15 protein-coding genes and 2 pseudogenes are annotated in these 17,721 nt (G+C 60.7%); 5 read left to right on the top strand and 12 right to left on the bottom strand.

The window, feature by feature from the left end; genetic code table 11:
• Positions 1-155: 155 nt before the first annotated feature.
• Positions 156-482, top strand: a pseudogene (locus tag G7020_RS09930) (IS66 family transposase); the annotation flags it as partial.
• A gap of 494 nt (positions 483-976) precedes the next feature.
• Here the strand turns inward: G7020_RS09930 and panC are convergent.
• From panC to acnB, 3 genes are all read right to left on the bottom strand, one after another.
• The gene (gene panC, locus G7020_RS09925) at positions 977-1,840 is read right to left on the bottom strand and encodes a pantoate--beta-alanine ligase (protein WP_100549908.1); all 864 of its coding nucleotides are present in this window, start codon (positions 1,838-1,840) and stop codon (positions 977-979) included.
• A gap of 106 nt (positions 1,841-1,946) precedes the next feature.
• Positions 1,947-2,795, bottom strand: coding sequence for an oxidoreductase (locus G7020_RS09920; protein ID WP_100549907.1), 849 nt, complete (start codon positions 2,793-2,795; stop codon positions 1,947-1,949).
• A 31-nt stretch (positions 2,796-2,826) separates the two neighbouring features.
• Positions 2,827-5,427 (bottom strand): bifunctional aconitate hydratase 2/2-methylisocitrate dehydratase, encoded by a 2,601-nt coding sequence (gene acnB / locus G7020_RS09915; RefSeq protein ID WP_181083951.1) that lies wholly within the window; start codon positions 5,425-5,427, stop codon positions 2,827-2,829.
• 340 nt (positions 5,428-5,767) lie between these two features.
• On the opposite strand from acnB, the gene G7020_RS09910 reads away from it, so the two are divergent.
• Together G7020_RS09910 and G7020_RS09905 are read left to right on the top strand one after the other, a co-directional pair.
• Positions 5,768-6,517 carry an electron transfer flavoprotein subunit beta/FixA family protein gene (locus tag G7020_RS09910; protein WP_125853294.1) on the top strand — a complete coding sequence of 250 codons (750 nt, stop codon included), beginning with the start codon at positions 5,768-5,770 and terminating at the stop codon, positions 6,515-6,517.
• On the top strand, positions 6,518-7,447 hold the full coding sequence (locus G7020_RS09905; protein WP_125852329.1) for an electron transfer flavoprotein subunit alpha/FixB family protein: 930 nt from the start codon (positions 6,518-6,520) through the stop codon (positions 7,445-7,447).
• A 324-nt stretch (positions 7,448-7,771) separates the two neighbouring features.
• Here the strand turns inward: G7020_RS09905 and G7020_RS09900 are convergent, their stop codons facing one another.
• The gene (locus tag G7020_RS09900; RefSeq protein WP_100549903.1) at positions 7,772-9,109 is read right to left on the bottom strand and encodes an amidohydrolase family protein; all 1,338 of its coding nucleotides are present in this window, start codon (positions 9,107-9,109) and stop codon (positions 7,772-7,774) included.
• Positions 9,110-9,427: 318 nt separating this feature from the next.
• Between G7020_RS09900 and G7020_RS09895 the strand changes: the two are divergent.
• A pseudogene (locus G7020_RS09895) lies at positions 9,428-10,289 on the top strand (cache domain-containing protein).
• Here the strand turns inward: G7020_RS09895 and G7020_RS09890 are convergent.
• The 6 genes from G7020_RS09890 to G7020_RS09865 form a co-directional block, all read right to left on the bottom strand.
• Positions 10,268-10,852, bottom strand: a complete 585-nt coding sequence (locus G7020_RS09890; protein WP_100549902.1) for a TetR/AcrR family transcriptional regulator — start codon at positions 10,850-10,852, stop codon at positions 10,268-10,270. The pseudogene G7020_RS09895 and the gene G7020_RS09890 sit on opposite strands and share 22 nt — an antisense overlap.
• An 18-nt stretch (positions 10,853-10,870) precedes the next feature.
• Complete coding sequence (locus G7020_RS09885; RefSeq protein WP_100549901.1) at positions 10,871-12,133, bottom strand: NAD(P)/FAD-dependent oxidoreductase; 1,263 nt, start codon at positions 12,131-12,133, stop codon at positions 10,871-10,873.
• Between the two features lie 29 nt (positions 12,134-12,162).
• Positions 12,163-12,330, bottom strand: a complete 168-nt coding sequence (locus tag G7020_RS09880; RefSeq protein ID WP_058151106.1) for a rubredoxin — start codon at positions 12,328-12,330, stop codon at positions 12,163-12,165.
• 88 nt (positions 12,331-12,418) lie between these two features.
• The gene (locus G7020_RS09875) at positions 12,419-13,438 is read right to left on the bottom strand and encodes a zinc-dependent alcohol dehydrogenase (RefSeq protein ID WP_100549900.1); all 1,020 of its coding nucleotides are present in this window, start codon (positions 13,436-13,438) and stop codon (positions 12,419-12,421) included.
• Positions 13,439-13,479: 41 nt separating this feature from the next.
• Positions 13,480-13,956, bottom strand: coding sequence for a MaoC family dehydratase (locus G7020_RS09870; protein ID WP_058151108.1), 477 nt, complete (start codon positions 13,954-13,956; stop codon positions 13,480-13,482).
• Between the two features lie 31 nt (positions 13,957-13,987).
• Positions 13,988-14,890, bottom strand: coding sequence for an SDR family NAD(P)-dependent oxidoreductase (locus tag G7020_RS09865; protein WP_100549899.1), 903 nt, complete (start codon positions 14,888-14,890; stop codon positions 13,988-13,990).
• A 330-nt stretch (positions 14,891-15,220) separates the two neighbouring features.
• On the opposite strand from G7020_RS09865, the gene G7020_RS09860 reads away from it, so the two are divergent.
• On the top strand, positions 15,221-15,949 hold the full coding sequence (locus tag G7020_RS09860; RefSeq protein ID WP_058151110.1) for a TetR/AcrR family transcriptional regulator: 729 nt from the start codon (positions 15,221-15,223) through the stop codon (positions 15,947-15,949).
• Positions 15,950-15,975: 26 nt separating this feature from the next.
• Here G7020_RS09860 and G7020_RS09855 read toward each other — a convergent pair whose 3' ends face one another.
• Both G7020_RS09855 and G7020_RS09850 read right to left on the bottom strand, forming a co-directional pair.
• Positions 15,976-16,824, bottom strand: a complete 849-nt coding sequence (locus G7020_RS09855; protein ID WP_181083949.1) for a MaoC/PaaZ C-terminal domain-containing protein — start codon at positions 16,822-16,824, stop codon at positions 15,976-15,978.
• 85 nt (positions 16,825-16,909) lie between these two features.
• Positions 16,910-17,710, bottom strand: a complete 801-nt coding sequence (locus tag G7020_RS09850) for an enoyl-CoA hydratase (protein ID WP_100549897.1) — start codon at positions 17,708-17,710, stop codon at positions 16,910-16,912.
• Positions 17,711-17,721: the final 11 nt, after the last annotated feature.

Raw genomic sequence — 17,721 nt, 5'->3', positions numbered from 1 at the left:
CTTCGAAAAAGAGGTCGATGGTAGTGAAGAAATCCTGCGTAGCTGCCTACCCGGTTGGGTGGCCGGATGGCCGTGGAATCAGTGGCCGGATGCGCGTGGAATACCTGGCCAGATGAGCGTGGACTGGGTGGCCGGATGGCGTGGAATCCGCACACGATGGCTCGGCCATCAGCAAAGCATTGGATTACAGCCTCAAACGCTGGACGGCGCTGTCGCGCTATCTCGATGACGGCGCCGTACCCATTGACAATAATTGGGCAGAGAACCAGATCCGGCCATGGGCGTTGGGGCGCAAGAACTGGCTCTTTGCAGGTTCACTGCGCAGCGGTAAACGGGCAGCGGCGATCATGAGTTTGATCCAGTCAGCTCGACTCAACGGGCATGACCCGTACGCCTATTTGAAGGACGTGCTCACGCGTCTGCCGACGCAGCGGGCAAGTGAGATTACGGAGCTGCTGCCGCATAGGTGGCGACTGGTTTAGTTGCGCAAGACGGGATGCCCAGACGCATACTGTAGAACTAACCAATCTACTACCGTATAGCGGTAAAGTGCGATGCCTATTCGCTTACGCTCCAGGCAGGAAAATTGATCACCTGAACATATTATTCAGGGAGACGACCTGTGGCAGCGGAGGGTTGCAGTAGTGCGCTGGAGTATTGCAGTAACTCTCGGCCGCCGAGTTTTGCGGTGGCACCTTAGCGCCGAGCCTGAATTCGGAGCACCCGGCCAGCAGGAAGAGCACGCATGCTACGGTGGTGAAGAGTGATTTCATGGTATCCCCTTTTTTGTTCTTGTCGTACTCATTCAGTGGATAACTGAATGGTAGTCAGTATCTGGGCGATGTACATACCTTTGGCTTATCGCGGCAGTGCCACTCATCGGTTCGTTACGAATCCTGAGTTCAGAATGCTCGTGGGAGGTCAGGGGCTACGTGGAGATCTCGAGACCCCACGGGCTGGCTATCTCCGCCTTAGATCATTCGGATGGGGCAGGCCGGCGACATTCCAGGTTATCGATCAGGCGTGTCTTGCCGAGGAACGCTGCTACCAGAATCACCAGATCCTGGTCTGTGGCAGCGGCTGCCTGCAGCGTTCGCGCTGAGCGGATATCCAGGTAGTCCAAGTTGAAACCGGTCTGCTCCAGTGCTGTACCGGTGCTTTGGATCAAGGCGGAAAGATCCTTCTCGCCTCTCTTAATGGTTTCCACCATCCTCTTGAGATTTTCGTACAAGAGGGGGGCGATATTGCGCTCGGCCGGACTGAGGTAGCCATTGCGCGAAGAGAGCGCAAGGCCGTCGGCTGCTCGGACTGTCGGTGCGCCCAGGATGCGGACGGGAAAGTTCAGATCCTGGGCCATGGCTCGGATTACGGCCAGTTGCTGGTAGTCCTTCTGACCGAATATCGCGACATTGGGTTGTACGATATTGAACAGTTTACTGACCACGGTTGCCACTCCTTCGAAATGTCCAGGACGGCTATTGCCGCACAGGTCTTTGGATACCTCGGGAACCGACACGCTGCAGTGGCTGTGTAGCCCGTTCGGGTACATCTCTTCGGTGCCTGGGATGAATAGCAGGTCACATCCCGCTCGAGCCAGGGTTTCCCGATCCTCTCGCGGTGTTCTCGGATAGGCCTGCAGATCCTCCCTGGGGCCGAACTGAAGTGGGTTGACGAAGATACTGGTGACCACAAAGCCGCTTTCCCTGTGAGCCATTTCCAGGAGGGAAAGATGGCCCTGGTGCAGGTTACCCATGGTTGGAACCAGGCCGATGGGCCTGTTCTGCTCCCGAATACTGTGCAGAATGGTGCGTAATTCTTCGATGCTGCCGGTGATGATCATGGGATTTACTCGAGGTCGGTTGGCGGGAACCCATCTGAGGCGGCATGGGTGGGCGAACCGGTTGCGGCACCTGCTCCATGGTCTGCCAAGACAAATGCCGCTGTGCTCAGAGATAGTCGGTGGCTGTGGCCAGCGCCTGCCATTGCAGTTGCTCTCTTTCGACAAATGCGTTCTTGGCCTGGACGATACGCCGTGCGTCGCGGCCGAACTGGATACGTAGTGGCGGCTTATCGGCAGTTACCAACTGCAGTAGAGCCTGAGCCAGTTTCTTGGGGTCACCGGATTGCTTATGGTTATGGCTGATGCCCATTTCTCGGGCAAGCCCCGCCGTCCCTGCATAGTCTTCGATCAGACTCTGCGAGGGGATGAGCGAGGAGGTGTCGAGAAAGTCGGTGCGGAAATGTCCGGGCTCTAGCAGGGTAACCTTGATGCCCAGCGGCAATAGTTCTCCGTGCAATGCCTCTGAAAGCCCTTCCACCGCGAACTTGGTTGAGCAGTAGATGCCGAACCCAGGGCCTGATTGGTAGCCCCCGACCGAAGATATATTGATGATGTGGCCCGAGCGTTGTTCTCGCAACCGAGGGAGTACGGCGCGTGTGACATTGAGCAGGCCGAAGACATTGGTCGCGAAAATTGCACTGACCTCTTCCGCGCTGGCCTCCTCGATAGCACCCAGAATCCCGTAACCGGCATTGTTCACCACGACGTCGATACGTCCGAAACGCGCGATACCGTCCTGTACGGCCCGCCTGGCCGCCGCTTCATCACGGACGTCCAGATCGAGGGCGAGCAGTGATTCGGAGGAGCCGAAGCGCCGGGTCACGGATCGTGCGTCCCGGGCGGTGGCGACTATCGCGTCTCCATTGGCCAGGGCGGCCGCCACGACTTCTGCGCCAAGGCCCCGTGAGCTTCCCGTAATCAGCCAGACGCGTTGACGAGTGGGATGGTCGTTCATGCCTTGTCTCTCTTCTCAGGCATATTATTTATCATGCTTGAACGACCGGGATCTGGGCGTTCGCCGCCGCTTCGCGGAAGTCGGCGATCTGGTCGAAGCTCAGGTAGCGGTAGATGTCGCCAGCCATGCTGTCGATATCCTTGGCGTAGGCCATGTACTCCTCGACGGTCGGCAGTTTGCCGAGAATCGAGGCGACCGCAGCCAGTTCGGCAGAGGCCAGATACACGTTGGCGCCATCGCCCAGACGGTTGGGGAAGTTACGGGTGGAGGTCGATACCACGGTGGAGTTGGCAGCGACGCGCGCTTGGTTACCCATGCACAGTGAGCAGCCCGGCATCTCCATGCGTGCACCGGCCTTGCCGTAGATACCGTAGTAGCCTTCCTCGGTCAGCTGGTGGGCATCCATCTTGGTCGGCGGCGACAGCCACAGGCGCGTCGGGATACCGCCCTTGACCTTGTCAAGCAGCTTGCCGGCAGCACGGAAGTGACCGATGTTGGTCATGCACGAACCGATGAACACTTCGTCGATCTTGTCGCCGGCCACGGTGGACAGCAGGCGGGCGTCGTCCGGGTCGTTCGGGGCGCAGAGGATCGGCTCCTTGACTTCGGACAGATCGATCTCGATGACTTCGGCGTACTCGGCGTCCTTGTCGGCTTCCAGCAGTACCGGGTTGGCCAGCCAGGCTTCCATCGCCTGGGCACGACGCTCCAGGGTACGAGCATCACCATAGCCTTCGCTGATCATCCAGCGCAGCAGGGTGATGTTGGATTTCAGGTACTCGGCGATAGCTTCTTCCGGCAGCTTGATGGTGCAGCCGGCAGCCGAACGCTCGGCGGAGGCGTCGGATAGCTCGAACGCCTGCTCGACGGTCAGGTTGTCCAGGCCTTCGATCTCGAGGATGCGGCCGGAGAAGATGTTCTTCTTGCCTTTCTTCTCGACGGTCAGCAGGCCCTTCTGGATGGCGTAGTAGGGGATGGCATGGACCAGGTCACGCAGGGTGATACCCGGTTGCATCTTGCCTTTGAAGCGCACCAGCACCGACTCCGGCATGTCCAGCGGCATCACGCCGGTGGCGGCGGCGAAGGCGACCAGGCCGGAGCCGGCCGGGAAGCTGATGCCGATCGGGAAGCGGGTGTGCGAGTCGCCACCGGTGCCGACGGTGTCCGGCAGCAGCATGCGGTTCAGCCAGCTGTGGATGATGCCGTCGCCCGGACGCAGGGACACGCCGCCACGGGTGCGGATGAAATCCGGCAGGGTGTGGTGGGTGGTGACGTCGATCGGCTTCGGATAGGCCGCGGTATGGCAGAAGGACTGCATCACCAGGTCAGCCGAGAAGCCCAGGCACGCCAGGTCTTTCAGCTCGTCACGGGTCATCGGGCCGGTGGTGTCCTGAGAGCCGACGGTGGTCATCTTCGGTTCGCAGTAGGTGCCCGGACGGACGCCTTCGACGCCGCAGGCCTTGCCGACCATCTTTTGCGCCAGGGTGAAACCCTTGGTGCTGGCAGCAGGCTGATCCGGCTTCTTGAACAGCTCGGAAGCACCCAGGCCCAGTTCGGCACGCGCCTTCTCGGTCAGGCCGCGGCCGATGATCAGCGGGATACGGCCACCAGCGCGGACTTCGTCGAGCAGTACCGGGGTCTTCAGTTCGAAGGTGGTGATGACGTCGTCGGTGCCGTGCTTGCAAACTTTGCCGGCAAACGGATAGACGTCGATCACGTCGCCCATGTTGATGTTCGACACATCGAACTCGATCGGCAGGGCGCCGGCGTCTTCCATGGTGTTATAGAAGATCGGGGCGATTTTGGTGCCGAAGCAGAAGCCGCCTGCGCGCTTGTTCGGAACGTACGGAATGTCGTCACCGAAGAACCACAGCACCGAGTTGGTGGCGGATTTGCGCGAGGAGCCAGTACCGACCACGTCGCCGACGTAGGCAACCGGGAAGCCCTTGGCCTTGATTTCTTCGATTTGCTTCAGTGGGCCGATGGAGCCCGGCTGATCGGGGGTAATACCATCACGGGGCATCTTCAGCATGGCCAGTGCGTGCAGCGGGATGTCGGGGCGCGACCAAGCGTCAGGAGCCGGGGAGAGGTCGTCGGTGTTGGTCTCGCCGGGCACCTTGAACACGGCCAGGCTGTACTTCTCGGCGATTTCCGGCTTGCTGGTGAACCACTCGCCGTCAGCCCAGGACTGCAGTACGGCCTTGGCGTTGACGTTGCCGGACTTGGCCTTCTCGGCTACGTCATGGAAGGCGTCGAACATCAGCAGGGTGTGCTTGAGTTGCTCGGCGGCAACGGCGCCCAGAGCGGCGTCGTCCAGCAGTTCGACCAGGGTGGCGATGTTGTAGCCGCCCTGCATGGTGCCCAGCAGCTCGATGGCTCGGAACTTGCCGATCAGTGGGGAGCTGTCCTCGCCCTTGACGATGGCCGAGAGGAAGCCAGCCTTGACGTAGGCAGCCTCGTCGACGCCGGGCGGTACGCAGTTGGTCAGCAAGTCGAGAAGGAAAGGTTCTTCGAAGGCGGGCGGGTTCCTCAGCAATTCGACCAGACCGGCGGTTTGCTCTGCGGTCAGGGCCAGGGGAGGAAGACCTTCCTTCTCGCGTGATTTTACGTGTTGGATATAGGACTCGAGCACAGTGATACCTCCTGGCAATGAATAAAAAAGCAGGGGCAGCATTGCCCTCCCGGGGATGACTTGCCCAGCCAGGCAGCCACTCATTCCGCTCCTGCTGAAACCCTGTCGACGCATGTGATCCGTTGTGTATTTCTGTACCAGGCGTCGATACGAAAAGGATGCGTGTTGACAGCGGGGGTCATGACTGTCAAAAATGACAATCAATCAGTTATTGCGTCGACATTGTTGTCATTTTCTCGAATGGAAACAAGAGCCGATTGCTACCGACTGCATGAAAAAATCACATTGCCGAGTGCTATTGCAGCGCACCGGCTCTCCATCACCGACGCAGAGAGAGTGTATGAACGTACTGGTTCCGATCAAAAGAGTGGTTGACTACAACGTCAAGGTTCGCGTCAAGGCGGACAACAGCGGCGTCGACCTCGCCAACGTCAAGATGTCCATGAACCCCTTCTGCGAAATCGCCGTGGAAGAAGCCGTACGCCTGAAGGAGAAAGGCGTGGCGAGCGAAATCGTCGTCGTCTCCATCGGCCCGGCTACCGCCCAGGAGCAACTGCGCACCGCGCTGGCTCTGGGTGCCGACCGTGCCATCCTGGTCGAATCCAATGACGAGCTGAACTCCCTGGCCGTGGCCAAGCTGCTCAAGGCAGTGGTCGACAAGGAGCAGCCGCAGCTGGTGATCATGGGCAAGCAGGCCATCGACAGCGACAACAACCAGACCGGCCAGATGCTGGGCGCCCTGACTGGCTTCGGCCAAGGCACCTTCGCCTCCAAGGTCGAAGTGGCTGGCGACAAGGTCAACGTTACCCGTGAGATCGATGGCGGTCTGCAGACCGTTGCGCTGAACCTGCCGGCGATCGTCACCACTGACCTGCGTCTGAACGAGCCGCGCTACGCGTCGCTGCCGAACATTATGAAGGCCAAGAAGAAGCCGCTGGAAACCGTTACCCCGGACGCTCTGGGCGTTTCCACCGCTTCCACCGTCAAGACCCTGAAAGTCGAAGCGCCGGCTGCCCGCAGCGCTGGCATCAAGGTCAAGTCCGTGGCTGAACTGGTCGAGAAACTGAAGAACGAGGCGAAGGTAATCTAAATGACTATCCTGGTTATCGCTGAACACACCAATGCCGCTCTGGCTGCCGCTACCCTGAACACCGTTGCCGCCGCGCAGCAGATCGGTGGCGACATTCACGTACTGGTCGCCGGTGCCAACGCTGGCGCCGCTGCCGAAGCCACCGCCAAGATCGCTGGCGTGGCCAAGGTTCTGCTGGCCGACAACGCCGCCTACGCCAACCAGCTGCCGGAAAACGTCGCGCCGCTGGTAGCCGAGCTGGGCAAGGGCTACAGCCACATCCTGGCCGCCGCCACCAGCAACGGCAAGAACATCCTGCCGCGCGTCGCCGCTGCGCTGGACGTCGACCAGATCTCCGAGATCATCGCCGTCGAGAGCGCCGACACCTTCAAGCGTCCGATCTACGCCGGTAACGCCATCGCCACCGTGCAGTCCTCGGCTGCCGTCAAGGTGATCACCGTGCGTAGCACCGGTTTCGACGCCGCTGCCGCCGAAGGCGGTTCCGCCGCAGTCGAAGCGGTTTCCGGCCCGGCCGATGCCGGCAAGTCCGCCTTCGTCGGCGAAGAGCTGGCCAAGTCCGACCGTCCGGAACTGACCGCTGCCAAGATCGTCGTCTCCGGCGGCCGTGGCATGGGCAATGGCGACAACTTCAAGCATCTGTACGCGCTGGCCGACAAGCTGGGCGCCGCCGTCGGCGCTTCCCGTGCCGCCGTCGACGCCGGCTTCGTGCCGAACGACATGCAGGTCGGCCAGACCGGCAAGATCGTCGCGCCGCAGTTGTACATCGCCGTCGGTATCTCCGGCGCGATCCAGCACCTGGCCGGCATGAAGGACTCCAAGGTGATCGTTGCGATCAACAAGGACGAAGAAGCGCCGATCTTCCAGGTGGCCGACTACGGCCTGGTGGGCGACCTCTTCGAACTCGTTCCGGAACTGGAACAAGCCCTCTGAAACAGGGCCTGGTGGAATAGCCAGGCACAAGTCCCCAACTTTCCCAGCGGATGCGTTTCTGCTCATCCGCGGGAAGCAGTTTGCCCGCTCCTGCGGAAAGACGGAAACCGGCACTTGATCGATGACGTGGCACCAGGGATTCTGAGCGTTCCCACGTGGAGGCGTCGAACCGCCCGCGTGGAAATGCTGCTACAGACGCTTTACGTCTGCGGGATGCGTAGCGCTCCAGGATCAGGCTCCCATGCTGATGGTTCGACGCCTCGACGTGGGAGCTATCAAACGAAAACGCCCCGTCAAGCGGGGCGTTTTCCTTGGTGCAGGCTATCAGGCTTCTTCTTCGGCCATGATCTGGCCGTCTGCCTTGCCCACTGCTGTGAACATCTTGATGATGTCGCCAGAGGTCACTCGGCGGCGTACTTCACCTTCGGCCAGTGGGGCCGGCCCGCCATAGGACTTGGGTTCGGTATCGACGTTCTGAGCCAAGGCACGTAGCGCTCCGACGGTGCATTTGTCGCGGCCGCCCATCTTGCCGAAGGCGTCGAAGTTGTAAAGGCGCAGGGCGTTGCCATGGGTGATTTTGTCGATTGCACGATCCGATAGACCGTCCAAGGATGCCAGCAGCATGTCAGCGGATTCCGGCCAGACAGTATCGGAATGCGGGTAGTCGCATTCATAGGAAACGTTGTCTTCGCCTATCTCATCGAGATTCTTCAGGCCGAAGCGGTCGTCGATGAAGCAGGTCTGGAAGTGCTCGCGGAACACGTCACTGGGCTTCTTGTTGCCGAAGTCGGCATAGGTCCATGCCTTGTGGTGCTCGTGGACGAAGTCGGCGCGCTCGAGGAAGTAGGGAATCCAGCCGATACCGCCTTCGGACAGGGATATCTTCAGATCCGGATAGCGGTGCAGGGCCTTGAGGTGCAGCCAGTCGGCCGCCGAGTTGACGATGGAAATCGGCATGGTGATGATCCAGGCATCGATCGGCGAGTTCATCGAGGCGTGAGGGGCCTGGGCGCCGGAGCCGATATGGATGTTGATCACCACCTTGTTTTCCGCACAGACCTTCCACAGCGGCTCCCAGTGGGCGTCATGGATGCTAGGTTGGCCTTTCAGCGAGGGGTTGTCGGAGAAGGAGATGGCATGGCAGCCCTTGGCCACGACGCGTTTGATCTCCGCAACGGTGGCGTTGATGTCCCAGTAGGGCACTATGGCGTTGGGGATGTTGCGCCCCGGGTAACTACCGCACCATTCGTCGATATGCCAGTCGTTGTAGGCCTGCAACAGAGCCAGGGCATTCTGCTTGTTGTTGAACTGGTGGAACAGGCTGCCATCGAAGGTCACCACGCTGGGGAAGTTCAGCGACGCAAGTAGACCGTTGGCGTTCATGTCGTCGATACGGGCGTGGATATCCCAGGCACCCTTGCGCATCTGGTCGAAGGAAATCGGCTCGCAGCCGTACTCTTCGCGCAGGCGGCCGACCACGGCGTTGAGTCCGATATTGCCGGCGCGACGGCCTTCAAAGAGCCAGTAATCGGCACCGTTCTTGTCTTTCAGTACCTTGGGGGCGAAGGCTTTCTGGGCAGTGGTGAGGTGCTGCTCGAACATGGTAGGTGGCTCGACGATATGGTCGTCGACGCTGACAAGAATGAGATCATCGAGTTTCATGCGTTATCTCCAGCGCTTAAGCGGCCCCTCATCAGGTGGATCGGGCTGCTCGTAGTTTTTTGTTGTGTGCGATATCGAAAGTTACCCCGAGCCGGGCTGTTCGGCAATAGAAAAACGGACAAATAGTCAGTTATTGGTAGCTGTTCTTGCTGAGTGATGGCCTGCCGGCCTGGCTCTTACCTTCCCGTCGAAGCTGGAAACTGTCAATAGGCCAAGGTTCTTAGGCGCATGAGCAGCGAATTGCCAGGGTGGAGTACCTGCTCTACAAGTAATATAATGTCACCTTTGTGGCCGAGGGATGAGTTGGGGATGACCGCTATGGGTTCAGGAAAGGTTCTGTGCTGGGTTGGTCTGGTGGTGGGGTTGATGGTCGCTACGGGTGCCAGTGCTGTTCCCGATGGTTATCAAGCGGATGAGCGTGAGGCGCGAGAGCTGCTGGAAAGCGCCGTGGCCTACTATCGAGAGCACAGAACGCAAGCCTTGCCTGTATTCAGTCGGCAAGGGGCTTTCGTGCGTGGCAGCCACTATGTCTATGTGCTGGATGTGAACGGCGTGATGTTGGCCAGCGGCGGGCCTTCTGCCAGCCTTATTGGTAGTAATCTGCTGGCACAGCTGCCATCGGATCTGAAGAAGTCCTTCACTGAAGCGCTCGAGGTGCAGGAGGGGCAGGGGATTCAAGAGGCGGAGTATCGCTGGAGAAACTGGCAAACCGGCCGTGTCGAACGCAAGCGGGTTCTCTTTCAGCGTGTTGGCGATGTGCTTCTGGGGGCCGGATATTTCGTCTCGAGAGCATCCCAGGCCAATGCCCTGGAGTTGCTGGAAAAGGCTGCCACAGCGGTGGCTTCCGAGCCGCAACAGACCTTTACGGCGATCAACGCTGAGAACCTGGCTTTCCTTCAGGATGATCTGCGTCTTTGTCGTCGACATGAGCACATCACGCTACGTGGCTCATGGCTATAACCGGCGCGTGGTCGGTACCGACTTTCGCCGGGTGAAGGATCCCCAGGGCAAGCCGGTTGGGCAGGCAATGCTGGCCGCGGCGGAGAAAAAGAGCACCGGGGAGTACGATTATCTCTGGGAGAATCCACTGAGCCGGAAAATCGAGCGCAAGCACACCTATTTTCGGCGAGTAGGGACGTACCTGATATCGGTTGGTTACTACGAGAATGCCGGTAGGTGAGTTCGAGTCTCGGCGCCGGCTATCTGCAGGGCGATCCGTTGGCAGAGGGGAATAAGGGCTTGTGGGTCGCCATCACAGCCTTCCTGCCAGATTCCGAGTCCCGTCAGCATGGAGAGAATAGCCGTACTTGCCAAGTTGTTCTGCGCGAAAAGGCCCTGGTCTGCACCTGAGGCGAGTAGGTTCTTCAGTTCCCGTTCATAGCAGGTCTTGATCGCGATGATATGTTGTCGGCTGCCTTCCGGGAGGCTGCGCAAGTCCATGCTGGCGATCAGGCTTTCGGCCTTGCGCTCGCTCTGGAAAGACAGGTGGTGGGCGACAAAGGCTTCAAGACAATGCCGCGGGTTGCGCGACTGTCTGGCGAAGTCTTGCCAGGACTGCAGCAGATCCTCCATATAACTGGTGATCAGGTCGAGCAGGAGATCATCCTTGCTCCTGTAGTAGGCATAGAGTGAGCCCGCCTGCAGGCCGCAGCTCTTCGCCAGTTGTCGCAGCGAAACAGCCCCGAAGCCGTGCAGTGCGATCAACTGGATGGCGTTGGATCTGATCTCTTCGATCCTGGACATGCAGCGTGTTCCTGCGGCTCAGCTTGCGAGGCTGGCCGCCAGATCCTTGAGGCTGACCGACTCGTCGGACAGGTTTTCGAGCGCGCCGGAGAATCCCATCTGTACGAGTTTCTTGATGGCCATGAACTCCTGCTGCCGGTTGACGCAGTCGGCCGCGATCAGGCGTCCTTCACGCGCATAGAAGGCCACGAAAGAGCGCAACGCCCTAGAGCCTCGCAGCAGCACCTGGTCGTAGCCCTGGCTGATGCCGGCAATCTGCAGCTTTAGATCGTACTGATCCGACCAGAACCAGGGTAGCGAGCGGTAGGGGGCCTGTTTGCCGACAATGGCCGCGGCTGCGGCGCGTGCCTGTTCAATGGCGTTGGGGATGGACTCCAGGCGCATGCGGCAGCTGTAGTGCTCATTGAGATGATTGCTGCAGTCGCCGATTGCGTAGACATCGGTGGCGCTGGTGCGGGAATGGTCGTCCACCAGTATGCCATTCTCCACCGCAAGGCCAGCCTGTTCGGCCAATGCGGTGTTGGCTATGGCACCTACGCCGATCAGCACGAGGTCGAGCGGAATGCGTGTGCCGTCGATAGTGACCAGGGACTCCACTTTCCGGCCCGAGGCGTCGAGGCAGAGCTGCTCCAGTTGGGCGTTCACATGCAGTTCGATGCCGGCGGCACGGTGTACCTGTTCGTAGAAGCTCGATACTTCGGCGGCCGTAACGCGTGCCAGCACGCGAGTCTGGGCCTCCAATACCGTGACCTGCAGCCCGTTTTTGCGGGCGGCGGCAGCGACCTCCAGGCCGATGTAGCCTCCGCCGACGATCACCAAGCGCTGGCCCTCCACCAGTTGATCGCGAAGGCGCTCGGCGTCCGCCTGGCTACGCAGGTAGTGCAGGTTGTCCGCTTGGCGCTCGCCTGCTCCGGTGATATCGAGCCGCCGTGCCCGGCTGCCGGTGGCCAGGATCAGGTGGTTCCAGGGCAACTCCCGTCCATCGGCAAGGCGAACGTACCGTTCGTCGAGGTTCAGGCTGCTGACCTCCACCCCATTCAACATCTCGATGGCGGCTTTCTCATAGGCTGCGGCCGGGCGAATGGGCAGGGCTTCTGCGGCGAGGGTTCCGTCTAGGAACGCCTTGGACAGCGGTGGGCGCTGGTAAGGCAGACCGGGTTCATTGCTGACGATCAGGATGCGCCCTTCAAAACCGTTCTGGCGCAACGAGACGGCAGCCTCGCTACCGGCGTGGCCACCGCCGACGATCAAGGCGCAGGCCTGTGGGTGGGAGGTTTTCATGGTAGTTCTCCAGGAGCACCAGGCTCGATTCAGTCTATTTCCAGCATGGCGAAGTCTTCCTTGGTTGCCCCGCATTCAGGGCAGATCCAGTCCTCCGGAACATCTTCCCAGCGGGTACCGGGCGCGATGCCTTCATCAGGCAGGCCCAGGGCCTCGTCATAAATGAAACTGCAGAAAAAGCATTGCCACTTCTTCATATCTACTCCGGGTTCAGGCTGTGCCAGTTGATGGCATCGTTTTCGTTTGTCATTTGTGGTTTTGTCGACCAGGTACGACAGGCTGCCTTCAGTCGATATGCACCAGTACCTTGGCGGACTGGTGCGGATCCTGTGCCATGGCAAAGGCTTCGGCGAAGCGGTTGAACTTGAACGTGTGGCTGCACATGCCTTCGAGCGTCAGGCGATCGTCACCCAGCATCGCGAGGACTTCCGGGAACTCGTTGGGGTAGGACAGGGAGCCGTGAATGGCGAGCTCCTTGATCAGGATCTGAACCATGTCCAGCTCTACCGGCTGTTTGTGGGTGGCCAGTATCAGGATACGGGCCATGTCCTTGGCCATGCTGACCGTCTGCTGGAGCAGTGCGCCTTGTCCGGCGCAGTCGATGTACAGGGAGCAGTCCACCAGGGGTTGTCCCGTGAGCTTGCCGGGGACGGTGCCGAAGTTCTTCTGCAGCGCGGTCTCCAGTGCTTCCCGTGCCGGATTGATGGTCTGCTCGGCGCCGAGCTGGCGGGCGCGTTCCAGCCGCTCGTCGACAATGTCGACCACGGCGATTCGCTCGACGCCACGATGTTTGAGGGCGGCAACGACGCCGAGGCCGATGGGGCCGGCACCGAACAGGACGACCCGGTCGCCAGGTTCGGCCTGGCACAGGTTCAGACCGTGAACGCCGACTGCGACGGGCTCGGTCAGGACGGCGCGCTCGAACGCCAGGCTGTCGGGAATGGGGAAGATCGATTCGCCCAGAACCGCATCGCGTACCAGCAGGAATTCGGCAAAGCCGCCATGTTCGGGGTCGCCAGTGCCAATGCGATTGCTCCCCTTCATCGGGTGAACCACGACGCGCTGGCCGATCGCGATGTCCCGCACCGCCTCACCCACCTGGTATACGGTGCCTGCCAGTTCATGCCCGAGGGGCATCGGTTGCGGACTCGGGCTGCCGATGTAGCCATTCCTGGCGAAGTTGAGGTCGCTGCCGCAGATGCCGAACACGGCGACCTTGACCACCACGTCCCGTGAACCGGCCTGAGGCATCGGTACGTCGTCGATGCGCAGATCCTGCGGGCCGTACAAACGGACTTGTTTCATTTTCACCTCCGGCTATGGGGAGCAGTGCGCCTGGCGTCGGCTCAGGCCTGCAGGTTCTCGCGGCCTTTCACCAGGCGCAGCGGGGTATACACCATGACCACGCTGCCATCCTGTTTGATTACCTGGTTGCGGGTGCGCACGAGGCCCATGCCTGGCTTGCCCTTGCTCGGGCGGGACTCGATTACCTCCACCTCGACATGCAGGGTGTCGCCGGCGAAGGTCGGCCCCTTGATGTCCAGCTCCATGTTCAGGAAGGCCACGCCCACACCCTGCAGGGCTGTCTGGAACAGCAGGCCCTCGGCCATGCAGAAGACCTGGCCGCCGGGCACCAGGCGACCGTCGAAGCCCGCGTCGCGCAGGAACTCCTGGTTGGTGAACAGCACTTCCAGCATGCCGGTGGCGGAAATGAAGTTGACGATGTCCGCTTCGGTGATGGTGCGGCCGTAGGTCTTGAACCTGCGGCCTACTGGCAGTTCGTCCCAGGTGAAGCCGGTGCCGATGGTTTCGATCTCGCTCATGCTGCGCGCCTCGTGGTTCTTGTCAGAACAGTCAGATCGGATCCCAGGTGGTGAGCTGGGGCGAGGGGATGTTCTCGTAAAAGGAATTTTTCATTGCGGGGATGGCATGTTCGGCGATGCTTTCCGGTGTCCAGCCATCGCTGCGGTGTACCGAGCGGAGCACGCGGGGCTGGGAATAGAGGTAGATCTCGTTGGCGCGCACGCCGAAGACCTGCCCGGATACGCCGGCGCCTGCATCGCTGGCCAGGTAAACCGCCAAGGGCGCGATCTTGCGGGGCTCCATGGTCTTGAGTTTCTCCATGCGCGCGGCGGTTTCCGGATCGTCGGTGGGAACCGAGGCGGTCATGGCGGTCCAGGCAAAGGGAGCGATGCAGTTGGAACGCACGTTGTAGCGTGCCATATCGAGGGCAATGCTCTTCGACAGGCCCGCCAGGCCCAGCTTGGCCGCCGAATAGTTGGCCTGCCCGGGATTGCCGATCAGCCCGCTGGTAGAGGTCATGTGGATATAGGCACCGCTGTTCTGGGCCTTGAAGTACGGGGCCGCGGCACGAGCGACATAAAAGGAGCCATTGAGATGGACGTCGATCACGGCTTGCCATTCTTCGAGGCTCATCTTGAAGAAGAAGCGGTCGCGGACGATGCCGGCATTGTTGACCACGCAATCCACTTTGCCGAAGTGATCCATGGCGGTTTGCACGATGCGCTGCGCGGATACCCACTCGGAGACACTGTCGGTACTCGCCACGGCCTCGCCGCCCGCTGCGCGAATCTCCCCGACTACGACTTCGGCTGCGCTACCCCCCGACTCGGTTCGGCCCAGATCGTTGACCACAACACGTGCGCCCTGTGCCGCGAAGGCCAGGGCAAACTCCCGGCCTATACCGCTCCCGGCCCCGGTAATGACTACGACTTTTTCTGCAACCATGTTCGGCATGTCGCCTCCTGAGCTGTCTTCTGGGTTTCCATGCACTGGGTGGGTGTGCGTGGGCCATGCCCTTATAATAACTGTAAATGTGTCAGTTATGTATAGGGGGTGGTGCTATTTTCGATCCTTGCTGATGACGTAAAGGTGCTGGGTCTAGTGGATATGGGTAGATGGTGTTGTTGGATTACCCTTTATAGATTCGACTGAGAGCTGTCATTTTGTTTATTATTAGGGTGCTTGCGCTCGTCAGGTTCGAGGGGCTAATGGCCTCAGGCAGGTCGACGTCGGGTTTGGCGTGCCAATCTTGAATTCATGAGTTAAAGGGAGAGAGGGTCGCGCATGGCGTATGAAATCAGCATGAACAAGCAGGGGCAGGTGCTGGGCCGTAAGGGCCAGGAAACACGCCAGCGCTTGATGGCCGCTACTCGGCGCCTGCTTTTCACCCATCCATTGGTGGACATCACGGCCGTTGCCATCTCCAAGGCTGCAGGTACGTCCTCTGCCAGCTTCTACATGTACTTCGATGATGTTCAGGATGTGCTCTATTCGCTGGCCCTGGAGGCCGGTGAAGATATGGCCAATGTATCGAAGCTGCTTGAGGAGCCTTGGCCTGTCGAGCGATTCGAGGAGGAGGCCCTGCGCTTGATTGAAGCGTTGAACGGGGTCTGGAGTCGTCATCGAGAAGTGCTGCGCTACCGCAACCTCGAGGCTGATCGGGGGGATCCGCGTTTTGAGGAACTGCGGATGAACACCTATATTCCGTTCATCGAGCGTTTTGCCAAGCTGATTCTTGCCGTCAATCCGGCAGTTGGCAGCCGAAAGAAAAGTGATGCTTATGCCGAAGCCACTGTGCTGCAGGCGGCGATGGAGCGCTTGGCTTCGACTGACCCGGTGGTGATGGAGCGCGGGCTGGGTTCCAAGCGAATCAACGCGGCCATTGCGCGCATCGTGGTGCAGACCTTGCGCTCCGGCATGCCTGATGAGGCTGCTGGCACCGCCCCGACTCCTCGTGCCCGCAAGCCGCGCGTCACCAGGGCCTCGGCTGCGAAAGCGACGACCGAGGGCTGAGTCCGTTTGCCTGGTGGAGTACCTGCTCAGGCTTCGAACTCGATGAGGCCATGGCTGAGTACCGGCTTGTCGCGCTCAACCACATGCATGCGGAACAACGCGAGGCCTGGTTCGATCCGCCATAGCTCGATGCGCATGGTCTCGCCGCTGTACATCGGGCCGGCATAGCGCACCGACAGGCTGCGCAGACGTGTGGCGTCATTGTCGCAGGCCATCTGCAGTACACCGCGACCGGCTAGGCCGAAACAGCCGACGCCACGAATCATCGCCTGGGTCGTGCCTTGGGTTTGCGCCGCGATGGCGATATCCGCGGAGAGGCGGAAGGGTGTATCCGCCTCCCTCGGCGTGAGAATTTCCAGTACCTGATCCGCGGGGCGCTCCGGCAATGGCATGGGGCGCGGTGTATCTTGCGGCTTCCCGCCAAATCCACCGTTACCGCGCAGGACGGTGGTGACTTCTATGGTGGCTACGGTTTCGCCGGCCGGTTCGCTGAGTGTCAGCGTCTGCAGCATGACGGCGCCTCTCTCGGTGCCGCGATCAAAGACCTCGTCGATCTTCTGTGTGACCACCAGTTCACCTTCGCTGGCCAGTGGGCGATGCACGCGCAGGGTTTCCTGGGCGTGGACGATCTGTTGCCAGGCGATACCGGTGCGTGGATCCTTCTGCCAGAACTCGCCATCGGCCAGGGCTACCGCGGACATCGGCAATACCTGCAGCTCCGGGCCGGGTTCGAGGTAGGGGCGGTCGGCTGTGGCCCATTCCTTCGATGCGCCCGCGCCGAAGCCGCGAGCAAAACGGATGCAGTCTTCCTGACCGTAACGGCGGGTTACGGCGGGGAAGGGCCAGTCGATAAGTGTTTGATAGAAGAGGGACACCTGGAAACTCCGGAGCAGTTGAAGGGGGCATACCAGCGCACCTGCGCTCCCGCCTGTGCGGGAGCGACGGCACGTATTTTTCTGATCAGGACTGGGCTTTCTTGGCCGCTTCCATCGATGCCCGCATGCCGGCGGCCGCGACCTCGAAGTGCTCCTTGGTCGAGGTGCTGAGGATGTGGGTGTCGAAATGCGCCATGATCGAGTTGCGGAAGCCCATGATGTCCGCCGTGCGGTTGAGCGAGCGCTTGAGCATGCGAATGCCGATGGGGGGGGCTGCGGCGATGCGATTGGCCAGATCCAGGGTGAACTGCTCCAGGTCGGCGCGGGGAACCACATGGTTGACCATGCCCCACTCCTTGGCCTCGGCGGCTGGCAGACGCTGGCCGGTGAAGAGGAACTCCTTGGCCTTGCGTGTACCCATCACCCAGGGGTGTACCAAAGCTTCCACCGAGGCGGCGGCCAGGCTGTGACCCACCGGATCGCTGAAGAAGGCATCGTCGGCGGCGACCAGCATGTCGCACATGTTGGCGACCATGAAGCCGCCGGCGATGCAGGCACCCTGTACCTGGGCGATGGTCGGCTTGGGGAAGTCCCAGATGCGCAGGGCGTTGCCCAGGTAGTGCTCGCTTTCCCACAGCCAGTGCTGTTCGGGCGAGTAGTCGCCGCGCTTTTCCATGCCGTCCATCAGGTCGTGGCCGGCGGAGAAATGCTTGCCGTTGGCGCCGATGATCAGCACGCGGATGGTGTCGTCGCGCTTGGCGCAGTCCAGGGCGTGGTCAAGCTCGGCCAGCAGGTTCTCGGTTTCCGCGTTGGCCTGGGCCGGGCGATTGTGGCAGATCCTGGCTACCGGGCCGAGGACTTCGTAAGTGATTTCCGAGTAGTTCATCTTGTTATTCC

The sequence above is a fragment of the Stutzerimonas stutzeri genome, assembly GCF_013522825.1.
Taxonomy (GTDB): Bacteria; Pseudomonadota; Gammaproteobacteria; order Pseudomonadales; family Pseudomonadaceae; genus Stutzerimonas; species Stutzerimonas stutzeri_AK.
The sequence above is the reverse complement of the archived record's forward strand: the minus strand, read 5'-3'. Positions and strand labels throughout refer to the sequence as shown.

Coding starts and splice junctions, on each gene's coding strand:
- G7020_RS09860 (WP_058151110.1), top strand. CDS start 15,221: ATGGCGTATGAAATCAGCATGAACAAGCAGGGGCAGGTGCTGGGCCGT.
- G7020_RS09885 (WP_100549901.1), bottom strand. CDS start 12,133: ATGAAAACCTCCCACCCACAGGCCTGCGCCTTGATCGTCGGCGGTGGC.
- panC (WP_100549908.1), bottom strand. CDS start 1,840: ATGATCATCACCGGCAGCATCGAAGAATTACGCACCATTCTGCACAGT.
- G7020_RS09880 (WP_058151106.1), bottom strand. CDS start 12,330: ATGAAGAAGTGGCAATGCTTTTTCTGCAGTTTCATTTATGACGAGGCC.
- G7020_RS09875 (WP_100549900.1), bottom strand. CDS start 13,438: ATGAAACAAGTCCGTTTGTACGGCCCGCAGGATCTGCGCATCGACGAC.
- G7020_RS09865 (WP_100549899.1), bottom strand. CDS start 14,890: ATGCCGAACATGGTTGCAGAAAAAGTCGTAGTCATTACCGGGGCCGGG.
- G7020_RS09905 (WP_125852329.1), top strand. CDS start 6,518: ATGACTATCCTGGTTATCGCTGAACACACCAATGCCGCTCTGGCTGCC.
- G7020_RS09920 (WP_100549907.1), bottom strand. CDS start 2,795: ATGAACGACCATCCCACTCGTCAACGCGTCTGGCTGATTACGGGAAGC.
- G7020_RS09910 (WP_125853294.1), top strand. CDS start 5,768: ATGAACGTACTGGTTCCGATCAAAAGAGTGGTTGACTACAACGTCAAG.
- G7020_RS09890 (WP_100549902.1), bottom strand. CDS start 10,852: ATGTCCAGGATCGAAGAGATCAGATCCAACGCCATCCAGTTGATCGCA.
- G7020_RS09850 (WP_100549897.1), bottom strand. CDS start 17,710: ATGAACTACTCGGAAATCACTTACGAAGTCCTCGGCCCGGTAGCCAGG.
- G7020_RS09870 (WP_058151108.1), bottom strand. CDS start 13,956: ATGAGCGAGATCGAAACCATCGGCACCGGCTTCACCTGGGACGAACTG.
- G7020_RS09900 (WP_100549903.1), bottom strand. CDS start 9,109: ATGAAACTCGATGATCTCATTCTTGTCAGCGTCGACGACCATATCGTC.